The sequence below is a fragment of the Alteromonas sp. CH_MED4-4 genome, from assembly GCF_037029575.1.
GTDB classification, from domain to species: domain Bacteria; phylum Pseudomonadota; class Gammaproteobacteria; order Enterobacterales; family Alteromonadaceae; genus Alteromonas; species Alteromonas macleodii.
Genome location: NZ_JAYMEU010000008.1, coordinates 94796 through 113944, shown reverse-complemented (window position 1 = coordinate 113944; position 19149 = coordinate 94796). Strand labels below are relative to the sequence as shown.

At 44.2% G+C, this 19149-nt stretch carries 18 protein-coding genes and 1 tRNA gene; 9 read left to right on the top strand and 10 right to left on the bottom strand.

Annotated features, from left to right (window positions below):
* Positions 1–267 precede the first annotated feature (267 nt).
* The 4 genes from WA381_RS07725 (at position 268) to WA381_RS07710 (ending at position 3535) form a co-directional block, all read left to right on the top strand.
* Positions 268–1572, top strand: coding sequence for a putative bifunctional diguanylate cyclase/phosphodiesterase (locus tag WA381_RS07725; protein WP_156086201.1), 1305 nt, complete (start codon positions 268–270; stop codon positions 1570–1572).
* A gap of 145 nt (positions 1573–1717) precedes the next feature.
* The gene (gene astE, locus WA381_RS07720; RefSeq protein WP_156086202.1) at positions 1718–2749 is read left to right on the top strand and encodes a succinylglutamate desuccinylase; all 1032 of its coding nucleotides are present in this window, start codon (positions 1718–1720) and stop codon (positions 2747–2749) included.
* Positions 2742–3152 carry an HIT domain-containing protein gene (locus WA381_RS07715; protein ID WP_156086203.1) on the top strand — a complete coding sequence of 137 codons (411 nt, stop codon included), beginning with the start codon at positions 2742–2744 and terminating at the stop codon, positions 3150–3152. Before astE ends, WA381_RS07715 begins: the two co-directional genes overlap by 8 nt.
* A gap of 56 nt (positions 3153–3208) precedes the next feature.
* Positions 3209–3535, top strand: a complete 327-nt coding sequence (locus WA381_RS07710) for a heavy metal-binding domain-containing protein (RefSeq protein WP_014949040.1) — start codon at positions 3209–3211, stop codon at positions 3533–3535.
* 155 nt (positions 3536–3690) lie between these two features.
* Here WA381_RS07710 and WA381_RS07705 read toward each other — a convergent pair whose 3' ends face one another.
* From WA381_RS07705 to WA381_RS07675, 7 genes are all read right to left on the bottom strand, one after another.
* Positions 3691–4950, bottom strand: a complete 1260-nt coding sequence (locus WA381_RS07705) for a dicarboxylate/amino acid:cation symporter (RefSeq protein ID WP_081333974.1) — start codon at positions 4948–4950, stop codon at positions 3691–3693.
* Between the two features lie 190 nt (positions 4951–5140).
* Complete coding sequence (locus tag WA381_RS07700; RefSeq protein ID WP_156086204.1) at positions 5141–5362, bottom strand: DUF2897 family protein; 222 nt, start codon at positions 5360–5362, stop codon at positions 5141–5143.
* Positions 5363–5376: 14 nt separating this feature from the next.
* On the bottom strand, positions 5377–6063 hold the full coding sequence (locus tag WA381_RS07695) for a M15 family metallopeptidase (protein WP_156086205.1): 687 nt from the start codon (positions 6061–6063) through the stop codon (positions 5377–5379).
* A gap of 9 nt (positions 6064–6072) precedes the next feature.
* Positions 6073–7209, bottom strand: a complete 1137-nt coding sequence (dapE, locus tag WA381_RS07690; protein ID WP_156086206.1) for a succinyl-diaminopimelate desuccinylase — start codon at positions 7207–7209, stop codon at positions 6073–6075.
* Positions 7203–7550 (bottom strand): ArsC family reductase, encoded by a 348-nt coding sequence (locus tag WA381_RS07685; RefSeq protein ID WP_014949045.1) that lies wholly within the window; start codon positions 7548–7550, stop codon positions 7203–7205. Before WA381_RS07685 ends, dapE begins: the two co-directional genes overlap by 7 nt.
* Before the next feature lie 257 nt (positions 7551–7807).
* A complete protein-coding gene (locus WA381_RS07680; RefSeq protein WP_014949046.1) occupies positions 7808–8308 on the bottom strand; it encodes a PTS sugar transporter subunit IIA in 501 nt (166 codons plus the stop codon).
* Positions 8309–8312: 4 nt separating this feature from the next.
* A complete protein-coding gene (locus WA381_RS07675) occupies positions 8313–8702 on the bottom strand; it encodes an ACT domain-containing protein (RefSeq protein ID WP_014949047.1) in 390 nt (129 codons plus the stop codon).
* Positions 8703–9658: 956 nt separating this feature from the next.
* On the opposite strand from WA381_RS07675, the gene WA381_RS07670 reads away from it, so the two are divergent.
* The gene (locus WA381_RS07670; protein ID WP_231506449.1) at positions 9659–9967 is read left to right on the top strand and encodes a VOC family protein; all 309 of its coding nucleotides are present in this window, start codon (positions 9659–9661) and stop codon (positions 9965–9967) included.
* A 37-nt stretch (positions 9968–10004) separates the two neighbouring features.
* Here the strand turns inward: WA381_RS07670 and hppD are convergent, their stop codons facing one another.
* Both hppD and hmgA read right to left on the bottom strand, forming a co-directional pair.
* The gene (gene hppD / locus WA381_RS07665; protein WP_014949049.1) at positions 10005–11078 is read right to left on the bottom strand and encodes a 4-hydroxyphenylpyruvate dioxygenase; all 1074 of its coding nucleotides are present in this window, start codon (positions 11076–11078) and stop codon (positions 10005–10007) included.
* A 292-nt stretch (positions 11079–11370) separates the two neighbouring features.
* Positions 11371–12666 (bottom strand): homogentisate 1,2-dioxygenase, encoded by a 1296-nt coding sequence (gene hmgA, locus WA381_RS07660; RefSeq protein WP_156086207.1) that lies wholly within the window; start codon positions 12664–12666, stop codon positions 11371–11373.
* A 396-nt stretch (positions 12667–13062) separates the two neighbouring features.
* On the opposite strand from hmgA, the gene WA381_RS07655 reads away from it, so the two are divergent.
* From WA381_RS07655 to WA381_RS07640, 4 genes are all read left to right on the top strand, one after another.
* Positions 13063–13491 (top strand): MarR family winged helix-turn-helix transcriptional regulator, encoded by a 429-nt coding sequence (locus tag WA381_RS07655; protein WP_014976177.1) that lies wholly within the window; start codon positions 13063–13065, stop codon positions 13489–13491.
* Between the two features lie 205 nt (positions 13492–13696).
* Complete coding sequence (locus WA381_RS07650) at positions 13697–14773, top strand: patatin-like phospholipase family protein (RefSeq protein ID WP_156086208.1); 1077 nt, start codon at positions 13697–13699, stop codon at positions 14771–14773.
* 158 nt (positions 14774–14931) lie between these two features.
* Positions 14932–15008, top strand: a tRNA-Val gene (locus WA381_RS07645).
* Positions 15009–15205: 197 nt separating this feature from the next.
* The gene (locus tag WA381_RS07640) at positions 15206–16924 is read left to right on the top strand and encodes a sensor domain-containing protein (protein WP_156086209.1); all 1719 of its coding nucleotides are present in this window, start codon (positions 15206–15208) and stop codon (positions 16922–16924) included.
* A gap of 159 nt (positions 16925–17083) precedes the next feature.
* Here the strand turns inward: WA381_RS07640 and WA381_RS07635 are convergent, their stop codons facing one another.
* Positions 17084–19018 (bottom strand): EAL domain-containing protein, encoded by a 1935-nt coding sequence (locus WA381_RS07635; RefSeq protein WP_061485506.1) that lies wholly within the window; start codon positions 19016–19018, stop codon positions 17084–17086.
* Positions 19019–19149: the final 131 nt, after the last annotated feature.

Here is a 19149-nt window from a genome sequence, read left to right as displayed (position 1 = left end):
TGGTACACTCGCCGGGTTTTTTATTACCCTCTAAATACTTCTTCATTGTTTCGTATCGGGTTCAAAATACGGCACAGTTTGTTCTTAACGTCACCAGAAATAAGTACTACAGCCATGTTTTTTGTCCAATATTAGGCTAATGTTGTACAAAAGTATAAGACGGTATACAAAATAATACGTTACTGTCGTTGCGCCTTTCGTAGCGCCATGGTTTTATATAACTAGTTGTTTTTAGTACCTCGAAGCGTAAAGCTCAAGGAAAACATCATGAGCCAACACACATCACTGGCAACCATTCCCAATCGCTATGCGTTTATCGATAGCATTTCGAAGCAAGCGTCTCGCAGTGCTTCTATTTCATTGATGCTGGTCGATGTAGTGCGTTTTTCTGATGTGACAACCAGTCTGGGCATTCATGTAGGCGATCGCTTTTTACTTGAAATAGCCAACCGCATCCAACTCCTATTTGGAACTGCGGTATCGATTGGCCGTATCAGTGGTGATGTTTTTGGCATCGTTTTTCCTAATGAAAGTAATGAAACCGTAATGCGACAAATGTTCGAACGCTTAGTCGAGCATTTCAAAACGCCTATGCATTATGATGGTACGGCTTTTATTGCAGACTTTAACGTAGGTGTGGTGTGCAGTATTAAGAATGACTTTGATATCACTTCCTTTGTTTCCCGAGCGGAAACGGCTTTAAAACAAGCAAAAGAAAACAAATACGAAAATTACTTCGCGTTGACTAAGTCAGACAAAACCGACACGGGCAGAAGTTTGGCGCTAAAAGCAGATTTAAAACGTGCATTAGCACAAAATGAACTCGAGCTTTACTATCAACCAAAAGTCGATCTGACAACGCTAGAAGTAGTGGGGGCTGAGTGCTTACTTCGCTGGAATCACCCTCTTGATGGCGTCTTATTTCCAGGTCCGCTAATCGAAGCGGCCGAGTCGTATAATATGATGAGCGAACTGGGCTACTGGACGCTTGAGCAAGCCTTTAGGGCGCTCTCGGAATTGGACCTAATGAAGCGGTCTTTAATGCTGTCTGTGAATATTTCTCCCACACAGTTGTACGACAACCAGTTAGTCCCAACACTGACGATGCTGAGTCGTACGTATTCAATGCCGCTTTCGTTAATCGAGTTGGAGCTTACCGAGGACGTGGCGCTGTCTAATTCATTAATGGTGAAAAAGCAGTTAGATGAGCTGCGAAGCTTAGGCGTATCTATTTCTGTAGATGATTTTGGTAAAGGGTATTCAAATCTTGCTTATATTCGAGATCTGGATTTGGATGCGCTGAAAATCGATAAGTCCTTTGTGATGGAACTTGAAGCTCACCCTGTTAATCGCGCCATTATCGAAGCGGCGAAAGTGATAGGGCATGCAAAAGAGTGCTGTGTAGTCGCCGAGGGCGTAGAAACCGTAGAGCAGCTTCACATACTCAGAGAAATAGGGGTGACACAAGGGCAGGGATACCTGTTCTCTCGCGCCATTCCATTCGATGATTTCGTACAGCTTACCCAACAAGAGATAATTATCGGCAACTCGCCTAGACGCGCTCAAGCGTAGTATCTGAAAGTGCGGCAATCTGTAGTTCCGTTGTTCAATGCTTACAGCTACTGGGAATTAAACAGTGAGATAACGTGATTTTGAAGGCCTGTCTGGGTACACTGGAAGCATTCGAGATTAGACAACGTAGACAAAGCTCACACTTATGCAAGAACTTATCGAAAGCGGCCAATTTTTAACACTTTCTCGCCGTAATTCCGCATTATTTGAACGCTCTCATCAATTTACATTAGCTAATGGTACGCTCGTCCATATTACCGCACCTGGCATTATCAGTTTTTCAGTACAGCCAACCTCTAAGCCTAATAAACGCATTGTTTTATCGTGTGGTGTGCACGGTAATGAAACCGCACCTATCGAAATCTGTGATGATTTGGTTAAGGGGATCCTTACAGGGAACATAACGCTGGCACATGATGTTTTGTTCTTATTTGGCAACCTGCCAGCGATGGATATTGCAGAGCGTTTCGTTGAAGAGAACATGAACCGCTTGTTTAGCGGTGCACACTCGAAGGGCGAAGGTTTAGTGAACGCAGAGCGCGTTCGTGCTAAACAGCTCGAAGATGCTGTGGCGTCTTTCTTCGAAGCGGGTGAGGGCACCCGATATCACTACGACCTACACACAGCAATTCGCGCCTCTAAAAATGAAAAGTTTGCGGTATATCCTTATCTTCATGACAGAATACACAGCAAAGGGCAGCTGGCATTTCTTGCCGCGTGTGGTGTGAAAACCATATTACTGTCGGAAAGCTCGACAACCACCTTTAGCTATTTCTCGTCATATCAATACAACGCGCACGCGTTTACGGTTGAACTTGGCAAGGTGCGTCCATTCGGGCAAAACGATATGCGTCGATTTGAAGATGCGAAACAAGCGATAACGCAGTTAATTACTCAAACCGAGTACGCGCCTACGGTTGATATGGATGACCTTGATATTTATCGCGTGAACCAAGTTATAAACCGAAACGAAGAACAGTTTACGCTTCATTTCGATGACGATACGCCAAACTTCACTGACTACCCTAAAGGCACGGTATTGGCTTCTGAACCGGGTAAAGAGTACATAGCAGAGCAGGACGGCGAAGCCATTGTTTTCCCGAATGCAAAAGTGGCCATTGGACAACGCGCCTTATTAACCGTTGTGCCTACTACGTTGGATAAGCTAGATGTTTAATCTTGATAGCCGTTTACACAATGATACATTTTTTGTCTGTGATCTCTCGCTGTGTCGTGTACTGTTAATGAACGATAGTCAGTTTCCGTGGCTTATTTTAGTGCCGATGAAAAATGATATTGCGGAAATTATCGATTTGTCAGAAGAAGAGCAGATTACTTTACTTAAAGAGTCTGCATTGGCATCAAAAGCCATGCAGTCCTTGTTTTCACCGCTTAAACTTAACGTGGCAGCACTAGGCAATGTGGTAAGGCAGCTTCATGTTCATCACGTCGCACGTTTTGAAAATGATTGTGCGTGGCCAAAACCTGTGTGGGGCAACCAGCCAGCAGTGGCGTATAACACAAACGATGCTCAGGCACTTGTTAAGTCTGTTAAGCAGTGGTTCGAAAACAACAGCTAGAGGGCGCACGCCCTTAATAGCGCAAAATAAACAGTTCACATTAAAAGGAGTTATGCATGATAGTTTCAACTACCCCAACGCTTGAAGGGCATAAAATTGAAGCTTATTACGGTATTGTTGTGGGCGAGGCCGTGATGGGCGCAAACGTATTTAAAGATCTTTTCGCCTCTATTCGCGATATCGTTGGCGGCCGTTCTGGGTCGTATGAAGAAGAGTTAACCACCGCACGTAAGTTAGCGTTTACTGAGCTTGAGCATGAAGCCAGAAGCATGGGCGCAAATGCTGTGGTTGGCATCGATTTAGACTATCAAGTGATTGGCGATAAAGGCAGTATGCTTATGGTGAGCATTAGCGGTACCGCAGTGAAAACAACCCCTTTATAAGATTATGAAGGGCGTATGCTTTGGTGAATTAACGTTTATCAATTAAGTGCCGATTAAAATAGCGATAAGCAAAAAGCGACACAATCCAATTAAAAAAGGGCAGCGTAAGCGTTTCAAAAAGCTTTGCTGCCCTTTTCTATCTGTAAGACTAGGCTTTATTTGGCCGTATTTTCTATTGCTTGCTCTTCAACAGCATCAGCATCAATGGCAATCGTATCTACGATCACTGCGCATGCTGCATCACCCGTAATATTTAGCGCTGTGCGGATCATGTCGAAAATTCTGTCCAAGGCAAATAGCAGGGGTAAACCTTCAATGGGAATGCCGGCAGCAAGCAACACCGCAACGACCAAGAATGATGGCCCAGGAACGCCCGCTTGACCAACCGCGCCAAGGGTAGACGTTAGGATGATGGCAACATATGCACCCATTGATAAATCTATATTGAAAAGCTGCGCAAAAAACACCGCTACCAAGCCATAATAAATGGCATTTCCGCTCATGTTGATGGTGGCGCCTAACGGCAGTACAAAAGATGCCGTTGCGTTTCTTACACCTAGCTCATTCTCTACTGTATTCATAGTAACCGGCAGTGTCGCCATGGATGACGCGGTTGAAAGAGCAACCGCCTGAGGCTTTTTCATGGCGACGAGAAATGATTTAGCCGACGTTTTTGTAAATAGCTGTACCAAAAGGGGGTAAACCACAAAACCAAACACTAAAATTGCCGCAGTAAACACCAAGAAGAGTTTGAATACCACCATGAGCGCGGCAAAACCAAATGTTCCTACGGCCTCTGCCATTAAACCAAATACGCCGATAGGCGCGATTTTCATCACACAGTTGATCATCCACACCATGGCATCAACGATAGTGTTCACGCCATTTAAAATAGGCTCGCGGTTCTTTTTAGGTTGTTTGGAAAGGGCGAGGCCAAAGAATAAGCAAAACACCAGAATTTGAAGAATGTTCGCGTTGGTTAACGAGGCAAATACGTTAGTGGGGATCATACCCGTAACGGTAGCCCAAAATGAAGGTAACTCACCTTTAGAGGCGTATTCACCAGAGAACATACCTTCCACCGCTGAAACGTCGATACCTATTCCTGGCTTAAACACTTCACCCATAATGAGGGCCAGTGTTACGGCAAGTGCTGACGTTAACGCAAAATAAGCAAGGGTAGATAGCCCCACTTTTCCTGCATTAGTGCTGTTGCCAAGCCCCGCAGCGCCAGAGATAAGCGCCACTGCCACCAGTGGAATTACCAGCATTTTAATTAAATTGATAAAAATGGCACCCAGTGGTGCGAACATTTCAGCGCTTTCACCCATAAAGGCACCAACTGCGGTACCAATAATCATGGCAATGACAACTTGTACGCCGATATTGCCCAGTAAGGATTGTTTTTTAGACACGTCTAGAACCTCTTAGAGTGTGTTTAAATGCGAAAAGTGATTTGTGAATGAATAATTGAGAGCCCTAATACTGATGTGCCTGCGTCGGCACAAACAATGGGTACAAGCTTTTGATTATAAAAGCCTCTAATTATAAAAGCTTTACTTAGGCTTCGATTAAAATGCCGCGACAGACTCTATCAGAATAGGGTTATTTCATTGGGGTGTTGCCGTCTTTATCTTGGTCTTGGTCTTGGTCTTTAAGGGATGTACTCGCGCTTTCACTGTCCTTGTTTGAATCGTCGTCACTATCATCATAAGGTTTAGAAGGTGTCGGAAATTTAAATCTAGCACTGTATTTAAGCAGCGTGATATTCCCAATCACAACGCCCAACACTAAAACAATAATGATAATGACCCAGGTAGTACTCATAAAAATTCCGTAGGCTACAGCCCTTTGTTCAATACGTAGCGATTATACAAGCTAGGTAGCTGTGGCAAAATACATGTTTTGCCTTCTATATCGCTTTGTTCGATGGCTTTCGTAAAGCCATCTAAGTGCCTGGCATTTTCGAAAGCACACGCTGTGTTTCGAAAGCTTAAATGCCATGGCTCTACTGCGACGCCACCCCTATTAACAGAAAAAGGACGATAAAAGCCAAACTGTTCCATATTGTCAGCTAGCCAACATGAAAGGGCATGGCACGGTCCGCCAGAAAGGTATTCGCTTTCGACAAGATTAAACTTGCCCCCCCAGTTATGCACGGCAGCTCTGTCGTACACATCGATGTCAGTGCCCCAATGGTGGCGACTGCCGCCGGGAAGTGCTGACCATGTCAAAATAGCATGAAGCTTTTCATTATCGCTTAGTGCCTCGAATGGCAGTTCATCACCGTTGGTATCAAGAAGCTGTGCTTGACCTGCCCATTTGCGGTTAAAAATGGCAGTTTGCCTGTCGAAACCTCGAAAGCTACTGACCAACTGTAAGTCTATACCGTCTTTTTGCGCAGCATCTTGCATGGCAAGAAACGGCGATATCACGTCGCGATGCAGTCTATGGCCGTTGCCAGCATCAACGAGATAGTCGTTGTGCTGGCCTAACCACGCTTTTTCTGGCACTTGATTCATAACCATCAATAGCGGCTATTGAGCCAGCAAGCGTTCTAAGATACCGAAGTACATATCAGCAAGCTGTTCAAGGTCAGACATTTTCACGCACTCGTCAATTTTGTGAATAGTGGCATTCACCGGGCCTAGCTCTATCACTTGTGCGCCTGTTGGCGCGATAAAGCGACCATCTGATGTACCGCCAGCAGTAGACAGCACGGTAGGTGTTCCTTTAACCGCCGCTATTGCACCTTGAGTGGCTTCTAACAGGGCACCCGTATCGGTCAAAAAGGGTTGACCGTTAAACGTCCATTTAATCTCGTACTCCAGTTCGTGGGCTTCCAAAATTGCCGTGACTCTCTCAATGAGAATTTGGTCGGTTACTTCCGTTGAAAAACGGAAGTTGAAGCAAACGTGCATCTCGCCCGGGATCACATTGCCCGCACCTGTACCCGCGTGAATGTTTGATATCTGGAAGCTGGTGGGAGGGAAAAAGTCGTTACCGTTATCCCAATGAGATTTAGCTAGCTCGTCAAGGGCCGCCATTGCACTGTGAACAGGGTTTTTAGCTAAATGAGGGTAGGCGACATGGCCTTGGATACCTTTTACTATTAAATCACCCGTTAATGAACCTCTACGGCCATTCTTAACAATATCGCCTACTTCATCGGTTGAAGAGGGTTCGCCAACAATACACCAATCAATTTTTTCATTGCGGGCTTCAAGGGTATCAATAACGCGGGTGGTACCGTTTATAAAAGGGCCTTCTTCGTCGCTAGTAATAAGGTACGCAATACTTCCCTTGTGATCAGGGTATTTGTTCACAAACTCGCGGGTGGCTACTAGCATAGCGGCAAGACTGCCTTTCATGTCAGCTGCGCCGCGCCCATGTAGATAGCCGTCAACTTCTGTCGCGGTAAATGGCGGTGTTTTCCATGCTGACTCAGGGCCACTAGGCACTACATCAGTGTGGCCTGCGAAACAAAATACTGGGCCTTCTTTACCTCTGCGAGACCAAAGGTTCGTCGTGTCTTCAAATACCATGGTTTCATTATTAAACCCTAAAGCGCCTAAAAACTCGCCCATGGCTTCTTGGCAACCTGCGTCTTCTGGCGTTACAGAACGGCGGTTTATTAATTCTTTCGCAATTTCAATAACAGAGTCGTTTAGCAAAATATTTCCTCATACTGCGCGGGTTTGAAGCCAATATAAAACGCGTTGTCATGAACAAGGATAGGGCGTTTAACCATGGCAGGATGAAGCTCTAGCAGGGCCAGTGCTTTATCTTTATCTAGATTCGCTTTCTCTTGCTCTTCTAGCTGGCGAAAGGTCGTGCCGCGTTTGTTGAGCATTGCTTCCCAGCCAAGCTCAGACTCGGCTCGTACAAGAAAGTCGTTATCTATCCCGTCCTTGCGGTAATCGTGAAATGTGAAAGCGATATCGTTGTCTGCTAACCATTTTTTTGCTTTTTTAATGGTGTCACAGTTTGGGATCCCATAAAGGATTGTGCTCATGGTGATTTATTCCGTACTACTTTGTTGTTTGTAAATGAAAGACGCTGGTTAGAACAGTGCCATTATGTGGCGCTGTTTCGAAGAGCTAGAGAAAATAGAAAACCGCAATAGCCCGAAAACAGTGCGCCTGTACATTTTTGTTTTTCAATGTGCTCCATCATACAAGCTGTTGATACGTTGATAAACTCACTTGCGATGATTTTTAATAGTAAATCATTCAGGGCTGAAAGCCTGTTTTACAATTAGGTCAACAGGCCCTAGAGGTAAAGTGTCAACAACGTATCTTCGCCCGCTTCGACAAACTTTTGATGCGTAGGCACCACGCCGATAAGCGCATTTGCATTAAGCAACGTCATTGAACAGGTATTGCTAACACCGCGCTGCTTTAGCCATGCAGCATTCACGGTAAAAAGTACTTGTTTAAGTCTTATTTCATCGCCCCGCTTCAGAGAACAGGCGAATTGTGCGCCATGCAAATGACTAGTATCGCCACCATATTTAATCTTGCATTTGAGGCCCGCGCTAGACTGTATGTCGATAGCGTAATCTAGCGGAGAAACGCTCAATACTTTACCAGCGAAAGGCGATAAGACAGTATTTGATGTTGAGCTTATTGCTGCACCAGGCCCCATAAGGCCACTTTTATAATAGGGATCGTCAATGTGTGAGAGTGAAACCACTTGCCCTGAAAACGGGCTTAAAGTTACAAACTGCTTGGTAAAACTGTCTGGTGCGTATTGTAGTTGCTTAGCATTCACGGTATTAAACGTCCTCACTTACCGAATAGCCAGCTTTCTTAAGCGCACTAATGGCATCTTTTAGTTTATTGTCTTTTACTAAAAAGAAGTCAGTGTCGAAGGTTGATACCACAAATATAGCCACTTTTGCTGATGCTAACACTTGGCCGATTTGGGCCATGATCCCTACCATGGACAAGTGCAAAGGCCCTAACAGTTCAAGTGCACGCCAACCTTCATCACTATCTAGTGACGGTACGTCTACCGAGTCAGGCACAACAATAGATAGTTCATCTTCTGTTTTACCTAAGAAAAAAAGAGGGCTATTAAGCACAGATGCGGGGATATTGGTTTCAGGATCCAAGCTGTGAATGGTAAACAAAGATTCTCTGACTAAAAGTGTTTGTTTGGGCATGAGAAACCGAAAAAAAGATAACTTCGAAGATATTCACATTAAACCACTAACTGTGATTAAGTGCTACGTGTTATCCACTTAATCTGTGGATAAGTTTGTTGAGTAGTTTGGGGCTTTGTTGTAAGTGTATGTATTTAAAGGGATAAATAAACTGTACAAACAATGTTCAGTGGATAACATTCTCAATTTCACAAGCATTTTCCACAGGCCATGTCTACAACTAAAATAAAAAATGTTTTGTAATTTTGCAATTTCTTAGCTTGACAACCATGGCTTTTTTCAGAAATTTGCGTATTACTAAAACGCGAGATTCAAATGATCGAACGCTTTTGGACATGTTGATCTTTGATGTACAGCAAAGGTCAATAGACTCTAGCCTTTTTACCTTTAAAACATCAGTACATTAAAATGATCTATTAGTTAACAAATATTCAGTAAGGTACTACTGTTAGTAGTTAATTTAGTCTTGGGTTTTGCTTATTGAAGCAATGGGGCATTGCGCTTATCAGTTATGTAGCTTACTGGGTATTTGATCTCTAACCAGAACAAGAGCGCTGACTAGAAAAAATGCCTCAACCATAAATAGAGCCCTAACAAAATAACAGCCCTAAACAAAAAACAGAGGGAGAGACAATGTCAGATTCTTCATGGTGCGATATTACGGTAGAAAACGCAGACGAACTTGTCAGCTTTTATGAAGCTGAAATACCAGTCCGCATAGATAATTACCCACTCAGCGAGAGTTAAAATGTTCGTAATCGCGGCGTGTTACCGCAGGTATAGTGGTTCTACATCAAGGTGACACAACAAAGAGTACGGACATTTTAAACTCGCCCTTCGGGAAGGTCTGGCAAGCTTCCTAGCTTCATTCTGGGAATTTGAAAGGGAACAGCCATTCCTGCATTCCCACGCTTTGCTAGGAAACTTGCCAGCGCCTTCTGAGTGGGCAATTATCTATGCGGACTGGTATAACTGGATGGAAGAAAGAGCCCATAGATATGGGTGGCTACAATGATTATGTCATGATGAAGGCCGACGGCACACCTGTGGGCGGCATTTGTCATAAGCAGGGTGTAAACGCGCAGTACCCAAGCGGATGGATTAATTACTTTACCGTAGAAAATCTAGATGCCGCGTTGAAAGAAGTTACTTCCAAAGGTGGAAAACAGGCGGGTGATATACGTCATCACGGCAAAGACAGCTTTTGTGTCATTATTGACCCAAGCGGCGCTGCGTGCGCGCTTTATGAAAAAGGCAGCAAGTGATGAGACTTGCTGCCCTAGTATTGCGTTAGCTATCTACTTACTTGTTTAGTACGCCGCGATTTACCTGATCGCGTTCAATCGACTCAAATAGTGCCTTGAAGTTACCCTCGCCGAAACCTTCGTCTTGTTTGCGTTGGATAAATTCAAAGAACACTGGGCCGAAAACGGTTTCAGAAAATATCTGAAGCAGTAGGCGAGGCTCACCATTTTCGGTTGTGCCGTCCAATAGAATACCGCGCTTTTGTAGCTCATCTACGTTTTCGCCGTGCCCAGGAAGACGCTCTTCAAGCATATCGTAGTAGGTATTTGGTGGAGGCGTCATAAACTTCATGCCTTTCGCTTTAAGCTTGTCTAAACACGCCACTAGGTCGTCACAAGCGAAAGCGATATGCTGAATACCTTCACCATTGTACTTCATTAAGAACTCTTCAATTTGGCCACCACCGCCAACCGCCTCTTCATTTAGCGGTATGCGAATTTTACCGTCTGGCGCCGTCATTGCTTTCGATAATAGACCCGTGTATTCACCTTTAATATCGAAATAGCGAATTTCTTTAAAGTTGAATAGCTTTTCGTAGAACCCTGCCCAGAAATTCATGCGGCCGCGGTACACATTATGGGTGAGGTGATCGAGCGTATGGAAGCCACATCCTTCAGGATGGCGATCAACGCCTTCAATCCAATTGAAGTCGATGTCGTAAATGGTATTTTCGCCTTCATAACGGTCTATAAGGTAAAGCATCGCACCGCCAATACCTTTAATAGCAGGAAGTTTCAGTTCCATTGGACCGGTATGGGTATCCATAGGCTGAGCACCGCGGGCAAGCACTTCTTTATATGCGTGCTGTGAATCTTTAACGCGGAATGCCATACCACACGCTGATGGACCGTGTTCTTCGGCATAATAGGCTGCATGACATTTCTTTTCGTAGTTACTTAATAAATTGATGTCGCCTTGACGCCATAATTCCACGTCTTTTGATTTGTGGCGAGCAACAAGGGTAAAGCCCATAGCTTCAAAAATGGGTTCCAACATGCCCTTTTTAGGCGCAGTGAACTCTAAAAATTCAAACCCGTCTAAACCAATAGGGTTTTCAAACAAATCAGCCATAGCGATACATCCTCAACGTAAATCACATTTTATAATTGTTACCTGATTGTAAGGGCGCAGTGAAAAAGCAAGCAATAGGTGTCGAGTTCAAGGATTTTGGGCATGGAAAGCAAAGCTGTAACGTTTTGTTTTCACCCGTGAGTGAGATGCTGAGTTAGGGAAAGCTAACTTTCCCTAACTGTTTGAAAATAAATGCTATTAAGCAAAGGTGATGCTTGTCGGTAGTGTTCAAAAATCAGTACAATTGCTTGTTTAGGTATCGGTACGTGTAACGTTACAAATCCCAGGGCGCTTATTTTTCACCATCGTAGTACTTTTTAAGGCCTTTCCAGCACGCCAAATAATTTCGTTGACGAATATCACTGTTTAAAGCGAACTCCGTTGGCGCAATGGCATAGCGAGATTCAAACATAAACGCCAGCGTGTTTTCATAACGCTGCGGTGAAAGCTCGGCGTTCGAGGCTTTTTCAAATACTTCAGCTTCTGGGCCATGGGGAGTCATACAGTTGTGAAGGCTCATGCCGCCGGGCACAAAACCGTGTTCTTTGGCGTCGTACATCCCCTCAATTAGCCCCATAAACTCGCTCATAATATTTCTGTGGTAATACGGTGGGCGAAAAGTATTTTCAGCAACCATCCACCTTGGAGGGAAAATAACGAAGTCAACGTTCGCCGTACCTTCCAGCTCAGATGGTGAGGTAAGCACGGTAAATATAGACGGATCCGGGTGGTCAAAACTTACGGTGTTCATAACGTTGAAACGGGACAAATCATATTTATAAGGGGCAGAGTTACCTACCCAAGCCACCACATCAAAGGGAGAGTGATCGAGTTTTGCTTCGAACAAATTTCCACAGAACTTGTTTACCAAAGTGTGAGGCGTCTCATTATCTTCAAACCAGGCCGTGGGATAGCAAAAATCACGCTGGTTCGCATAGCCATTCGCGCCTACCGGGCCGCGCTCTGGCAGCACAAAAGGATGACCGTAGTTTTCGCATATATATCCGCGAATTGGCCCATTAATAGGGTTAACCGAAAAACGAACGCCACGAGGAATAACGGCTATTTCACCTACAGACAAGTTGAGTCTACCAAACTCAGTGGTGATCAGCATGTCACCTAGCTGGGGGACAATAAGCATTTCTCCGTCTGATGAGTAGAAAACACGATTTTGCATATTAGCACTGGCACTGTAGCAGTGAATGCCCATACCTACTTGGGCTTTAGCGTCACCGTTAGTGGCGATGGTTACAAGCGAGTCTACAAAATCAACGTCTTTGTCTGGTAAGGGAACAGGATCCCATCTAAGTACATTCGGAGGGCAATGGACATCAGACTCAGGTGCTGTTTTTACCAGGCCGTTTTCAATTTTTTCAAAGTCGCCCATGGCAATAGAGGGGCGTAAACGATAGGTCCAGCTGCGGCGGTTTTCTGCTCGTGGGGCAGTAAATGCTGTACTGCTAAACTGTTCAGCGTAAAGCTTATAATTCACTTTTTGTGGGCTGAACTGGCCTTTAGGAAGGGCACCCGGCAGTGCCTCTGTCTCGTGCTCGTTATTAAAACCCGTTAAATACGACAAATTATCCATAAACCCTCCCACAGGCGGCCATCGATGTGGCTGTACAGATGAATGCTAAATAAAGTAGTTACAAATGAAACTATGTGGTTTAGGCTAGAGGTAAATGAAATGTAAATCAATGGCCGTGGGCGAGTAGAGGGAATGGAGCCAACGTCATTTGGTACGCTAGCTTTACACCTTTTATGTGAGGGCCATTACAAGGTTACACGTATTGCGTGTTTTTAATGCACGATGTTAGCTGTGAAAGTTACCTGGGTTAATGTTGAACGCGCCTGAACGCTCGACCGATGGTAGCGACACTGTGGGTATAAGTAACGCCTAAGGTAAATGAAAAACAACCATGGCTTTTAAGGCGGTCACAGAAGTAAAAATAGCAAGAGTAATACGGTGATAAGGGCTTAAAACATGCAGCTAGAAGATATGCTTGCCTACAAGGTAGCCATGCTTGCGAGCGATTTAAGTGAATCGCTCTCAAAAGAATATGCAGAATATAAACTTACTAAACCAGAGTGGCGAATCTTAGCCACATTAGGCGGCCGAAATGAAAGCTCGCCAAAATCACTGCTAACGGCAAAAGAAATCGCTATTGCAACACGACTAGATAAAGTGCAGGTTTCGCGAGCGCTGGAGCGATTGGTTAAGCGAGATGCTATCGTTAAGCGTGTGAGCAAGCGAGATAAACGGGCCACATTAATTTCATTGTCAGTGGAAGGAGAACGAATCTATCGGGCACTGTTGCCTAAAATTGTGGCTTGGCAAAATAAGCGTTTGGAAAATATCACTGAAGATGAGTATCGAATATTTGTAAAAGTGATAGATGCACTAACGCCTTAAGATTCGGGTGAAGTCGTTGAAAAGTCTGGTCTGAGCAGATGTGAAGGCATTGCTATAAAGGTTACTTTCGCGCCTTTAACTGTTAAATTCCCCCGAACTAATCAAATGGGGAAGTTATTGGATTCATTAGTCATGTTGCTTCCCCTTAAATATTTATCAAGCGCTTTATACAGCGCTTCTATTTGGCGCACAGTGAGGACATTGAGTGGCACCCTTAGAAATATACGCAGGTAAAAAAGCACGTGAATCCATAATGAAAAACGGGTTTACGCCTGAGTTATTTAGCTATTTTCTGGGGGCATCTGGCGGCCCGAAATGGTTTTCTCTGGCTGGTTTAGACCGCGTACTGTTCCCTGAGTGGTTTGCCAACGTTAAGCATCAAATTCATGTGATTGGCTCTTCAGCAGGTGCGTTTCGTACCATTTGCGCTGTTCAAAATGATCCCCTAGCAGCCATAAATCGTCTAGCCTCTTCTTATTCAACAACGACCTATAGCAGTGATAAGCCTACGCCTAGAGAAATTACGGCTAAAGCTGAAGACCTGCTGAAAGAAATGGTGGATGAAGCAGGTAAGCAAGAAGTGCTGTCTAACTCCCGCTTTAAAGCGCACCTGATCGTTGCTAAATGTTTAGGTGCTACTCGTTTTGAAAGTAAGTTTAGGCAACTTTCGGGCTTGGCGATGAGTGCAGCGGCCAATACAGTGAACCGACGACACCTTTCACGTTTATATACACGCTATGTGTTCTCTACCCCGAATACTGAATTTGCGATAAAAGACCCGTATCAACTGCCTACTCAGTACTACACGTTAACCCACGGAAATATTCATACCGCGCTGCTAGCATCGGGTTCTATTCCTGTGGTTATTGAGGGCGTACAGCAAATTGAAGGGGCGCCAGCCGGAATGTATAGAGATGGCGGTATTATTGACTACCATTTCGATTTGTCCTTCGGACCAGATGATGGCTTAGTGTTATACCCCCATTTTTATGACAAGCCCATTCCAGGCTGGTTCGACAAGGGCTTGAAGGGCAGAGTGCCTCATCGTTCAAGCTACGATAACGTTGTAATGCTTGTGCCTTCTGCATCGTTTGTTGCTAATTTGCCTTATAGCAAAATCCCCGATAGGAAAGATTTTGAAGTACTCGATGCAAAAACGCGCATCCAGTATTGGCAAACAGTATTGAAAGAAACCGACAGGTTGGGTGAATATTTTATGCGTGCTGTTAACGACGGATCTTTAGTAGACGCTATCAAGCCGCTTCCATTTAAAATGATTTAAGTTAATCGCAATTGTTGAAGAAAGTGGCTAATTGCTGTCAAATTAGTCACTTGAATCGTCATTTGATAAGTTTTCCTTGCAGGCAACGCTCGTGCTAAGTATTATACGCGCCGTTGCTTGGCATTCGCCCACCTATCAGGTGCAACAAAATTCTATATGCGTCTATAGCTCAGTTGGTTAGAGCGCTACCTTGACATGGTAGAGGTCCCCTGTTCGAATCAGGGTAGACGCACCATCTTACGACTTAATTTCATCTTTTATTTTCCCAAGTTCTGCGCAACACGCACTGGTCCCCTTTTCTTTATTTAGCGATATTCACGAGTAATTTAACTTTTTAATGTCGGGTGGTCTGTGTGATTTGGACTACACTAAAAGAATGGTGGCCATTTTTATATCTTTGCTATCTAACAATTTAGCACTCGCGGGAGTACGATGAGCTTACAGAAATACCAAGAGCCCCCGTTATTTGAACAACATGGTTCGGCTGAAAGGCGGTTCCTTCAGCTTATTAGTGCCTTGCCAAAGGTATCGGTGCAAGGATATGACAAGCACCGAAAAGTTATCTACTGGAATAAATCAAGTGAAGACATGTATGGCTTTCGTGAGTGCGAAGCACTAGGTCAAAAACTTGAAGATCTCATCATTCCCTCGTTCATGAAAAGTGAAGTGATAAAGTTACATCAGCGATGGATAGATTACGGTGAGGCAATTCCTTCAGACGAACTCGTGCTTGAGAAGAAAAGTGGCGAGCCTATCCATGTTTTCTCATCTCACGTCATGCTGAAAGAAGGCACAGATTCACCCGAAATGTATTGTGTGGATATTGACCTGAGTGAGCAGCACAACATCAGGCAAGAACTTGAGCGAATGGCATCCACAGATTTGTTAACCGAGTTGCCTAATCGACGCCTGTTAGAGCAGTTTTTGACGTCGTCCATCGAGGATGCATCGCGCAATGAGTCTGGCTTCGCTTTGTTTTTCATTGACTTAGATATGTTCAAAGAAGTTAATGACACGCTTGGGCATACCTGGGGTGATGAATTACTGCGCTCTGTTTCTAAGCGGCTGTCAGATTGTCTAAGCGAACAAGGCTTACTGGCTCGGTTTGGTGGAGACGAATTTGTTTTTGTCGCCACACAAGTGACTTCTGAAAATGAAAGTGCTGACATTGCTAAGAAACTTACTGAGTGTTTCAAGCAGAGCTTCGCACTTAGCACTGAAAACGTGCATATCACTTCAAGTATCGGTATTAGTATGTACCCTAAAGACGGAAGTGAGATTGATGATCTTCTGAAAAATGCAGACGTCGCAATGTATCAGGCGAAAGCTGAAGGCCGAAACCGTTTTCATTTTTTCACCCACGCTTTAAGTCAGAAAGTTCGACAACAGCGAAGTATCGCAGCTTATCTGCATGAGTCTTTGGTTAACGATGAGTTTGAACTCTTGTATCAACCTCAAATCGATTTGCTCACTGAAAAAGTGGCATCGTGTGAAGCGCTGTTAAGGTGGCGTCCTAAAGATGAGGATCAGGCTGTTCCACCCAATATCTTCATCCCCATCGCTGAGCGCAGTGAGTTAATTGTTCACATTGGAAATTGGGTGTTAGAAAAGGCGTGCAAACAGGCACAGCTATGGAAAGAGCAGGGCATTAATATTCGCGTTGATATCAATGTTTCAGGAAAAGAGTTAGAGCAGAATGCTTATTTCGAACGCCTAAGGGAGTGTCGAGAGCGGCACGGTTTAATGCCTAAAGATATTGGGTTAGAGCTTACTGAGAATGTGCTCATTAAGTCTGACAATACGATTTTAGAGAATTTGAGAGCGCAACGCGACCAAGGCGTTGAAATATCGATTGATGACTTTGGTACGGGTTATTCTTCGCTTAGTTATTTAAAACAGTTTCCCGTTAGCCACTTAAAAATAGATCGTTCATTTTTAAGAGGTGCTCCGGAAAATGCCTACGATAGCGCGTTAATGGAGGCTATCGTGAATGTTGGTCACAAACTCGATTTAAACATTGTTGTTGAAGGCGTGGAAACTCAAAATCAATCGAACTACTGTAAGTCTCTTAACGTTGAATATGTGCAAGGCTTTCTGTATTCAAAACCCATTAGCTCTGACGCCATTATAAAGCTGCTTAACGAACAGTAAATGCGGTTAAAAGGAGGTGTATATGAAAGAGATTTTCACAACACCGCCTTAAACGTTTCATTGAATCTACGCACAATTAAGTCGTATAAAGCGCGGGGGCTCACATAAAGCGTCAATACCTATCCTGACGTTCAGTGCCTCAGACCAGCGAGCTTACACTTAGTACATTGTCCAAAGTGAGGGTTTAGAAAAGTAATAGCCTTGTTGGTGTTCAACGTCTAGTTTGCTCAGTGCAACAGACTCAGCCTCGTTTTCTACCATTTCCGCAATAACATGGATATTAAGGCCTTTCGCAATATTGATAAGGCTAGAGACAAATAACTGATTATCTTTGTTGGTATGAATTCCCTGGGTTAGCCGTCCCGAAAGCTTAACGAATTGAGGCTGAATTGCCCTTAAACCCGCAAGCGAGGCAAAGTTATCGCCAAAGTGTTCTATGGTAATTCTACAGCCCAGCTGTATGAGTTGACGGCAAAAGTTCTCGGCTACTTCTCGATGGTGAATAAGCGCTGCATCTTCGACTTCAAAAATAAGTCGTGGGCATAGCGTTTCCCGTGTTCGAAGCTCTTCAATTAACCATTTTCTAAACTCGCCGTTGGCAATTGAGGCGTTACTAATATTTATAGCAACCTGATGAGACGTTACCGTTAGTTTTTTAAACACAATGCCTGCTACCAACTTATCGACTTGAGGAATAAGGTCCAATCGCTCTGATGCGGGGATAAGTTGCGCCATGGGTATAACATCATTGGTGTCTTTGTCTTTAAATCGAGCAAACGTTTCGTAATATGCTGGTGCGTTTCGCTCTACATTCATCACGGGTTGAATGAGAATATCGGCATATTGCTGCGCCACGATGTAATTGAGGCGCTCACGCCATTTTGTATTGCTATGAACCTGAGACACTTCTGAAGAAAACTGCCATCCTTTTTGCGTTTTCATTGCCGCCATCAACGCACTGTCAGCACTTTCCATTACCTGCTGTAACGACATTTGGCTAGAAAAACGTGTAACGCCCATCCACGTTGCTTTGCTTCCATCTCGAAGTGGCGTGGCGTTTGCAAACTGCTTCGACATATTTTCTAACATCAAATCCCGTTCGTCCCGCCCCATAATTTCACTTATCAAGGCGAAATCTCCGCCTGATAACCGAAATACAAAGCCACTTTTGCAATTGTGCTTCGCCTCATGCACAAGAAAGTCCGCGATAGATTTTACATAATTGTCACCAGCTAACATGCCCAACTTAGTATTTATAGTGGTAAGTTGAGCGAGCCTGATGAGAATAAGCTCTTTTTCCTGGAAATTAGACGTGTCAGACAACAGCGCGCGAGTGTGTCGCTCGAATGCACTGCGGTTCGACAACTTCGTCAATGTATCTTTATTGGCTTCTGTTTTGAATCGCTCAGATTGCTGAGCAATGTCATTAAATTTTGATGCTAACGACGTGGTTAGGGTGTTCACTGTGCTGGTAAGTTGGCGGTAATCTGTTGTAAACGCATTTACCTGCGAGGGGGTGAAGTCGTGGCTATTTATCTCATTAAGCTTCTTAATGGTGTTGGCAATGGGGCGCCTAGCAAATTTGGTTACCGTGACGATATATAGCGCGAGGGCGAAAAATAGCCCACAAAAGATAATAGCATTTTTGATGAGAATAGCGGTGATTTCAGTGTAAATATAAGACGTGTCTGACGTAACTAACAAATAACCATCATTGTTCGAAAAAGGAATTTTCTTGTTAACGGCAGGTGCGGAGTCCAGCTGTAAGTACCAATTAGGAACAATAGTGTTAGGCGAGCGCTCGTACTTCGCAAACACATTTCCTTCGACATCAATGACTTTGGCTGCAGATAAAAACGGCTGCAATACCATTTGACGAAGCATGGCATCAATCACTGATTGCTTCGACTGAGACGACAAGGCAGAGGTTTGTAAGACGGTTGTTTCGTAACGCAGCCGTGCTTCTTCAGCTTCTTGCTCGATTGACACTGAAGTGCGAGATTTTATTTCGCTTAGCTCAATACTCGACAACACCGTAAATGCTAAAAGCATAAGGGCAAAAACGCCCAAATTAATTTGACTAGACAGCTTCATTGCTAGCAGTTAGCTCCTTTAACTGAGAAATTTATTATTCGCCTCAACCAAATCGAGTGCTATCACTTTGATTGAGGCTTTTGTTATACCCGCCAATAGTGCCTAAGCGGCGAATAATAAATGTACTGCAA

Bases quoted from the DNA above. Each gene is read 5' to 3' on its own strand.
- WA381_RS07635 (WP_061485506.1), bottom strand. From the start codon at position 19,018: ATGAAGCTGTCTAGTCAAATTAATTTGGGCGTTTTTGCCCTTATGCTT.
- hmgA (WP_156086207.1), bottom strand. From the start codon at position 12,666: ATGGATAATTTGTCGTATTTAACGGGTTTTAATAACGAGCACGAGACA.
- WA381_RS07700 (WP_156086204.1), bottom strand. From the start codon at position 5,362: ATGAGTACTACCTGGGTCATTATCATTATTGTTTTAGTGTTGGGCGTT.
- WA381_RS07715 (WP_156086203.1), top strand. From the start codon at position 2,742: ATGTTTAATCTTGATAGCCGTTTACACAATGATACATTTTTTGTCTGT.
- WA381_RS07670 (WP_231506449.1), top strand. From the start codon at position 9,659: ATGCGGACTGGTATAACTGGATGGAAGAAAGAGCCCATAGATATGGGT.
- WA381_RS07685 (WP_014949045.1), bottom strand. From the start codon at position 7,550: ATGAGCACAATCCTTTATGGGATCCCAAACTGTGACACCATTAAAAAA.
- WA381_RS07695 (WP_156086205.1), bottom strand. From the start codon at position 6,063: ATGGTTATGAATCAAGTGCCAGAAAAAGCGTGGTTAGGCCAGCACAAC.
- WA381_RS07655 (WP_014976177.1), top strand. From the start codon at position 13,063: ATGCAGCTAGAAGATATGCTTGCCTACAAGGTAGCCATGCTTGCGAGC.
- WA381_RS07640 (WP_156086209.1), top strand. From the start codon at position 15,206: ATGAGCTTACAGAAATACCAAGAGCCCCCGTTATTTGAACAACATGGT.
- WA381_RS07675 (WP_014949047.1), bottom strand. From the start codon at position 8,702: ATGCCCAAACAAACACTTTTAGTCAGAGAATCTTTGTTTACCATTCAC.
- hppD (WP_014949049.1), bottom strand. From the start codon at position 11,078: ATGGCTGATTTGTTTGAAAACCCTATTGGTTTAGACGGGTTTGAATTT.
- WA381_RS07725 (WP_156086201.1), top strand. From the start codon at position 268: ATGAGCCAACACACATCACTGGCAACCATTCCCAATCGCTATGCGTTT.
- WA381_RS07710 (WP_014949040.1), top strand. From the start codon at position 3,209: ATGATAGTTTCAACTACCCCAACGCTTGAAGGGCATAAAATTGAAGCT.
- astE (WP_156086202.1), top strand. From the start codon at position 1,718: ATGCAAGAACTTATCGAAAGCGGCCAATTTTTAACACTTTCTCGCCGT.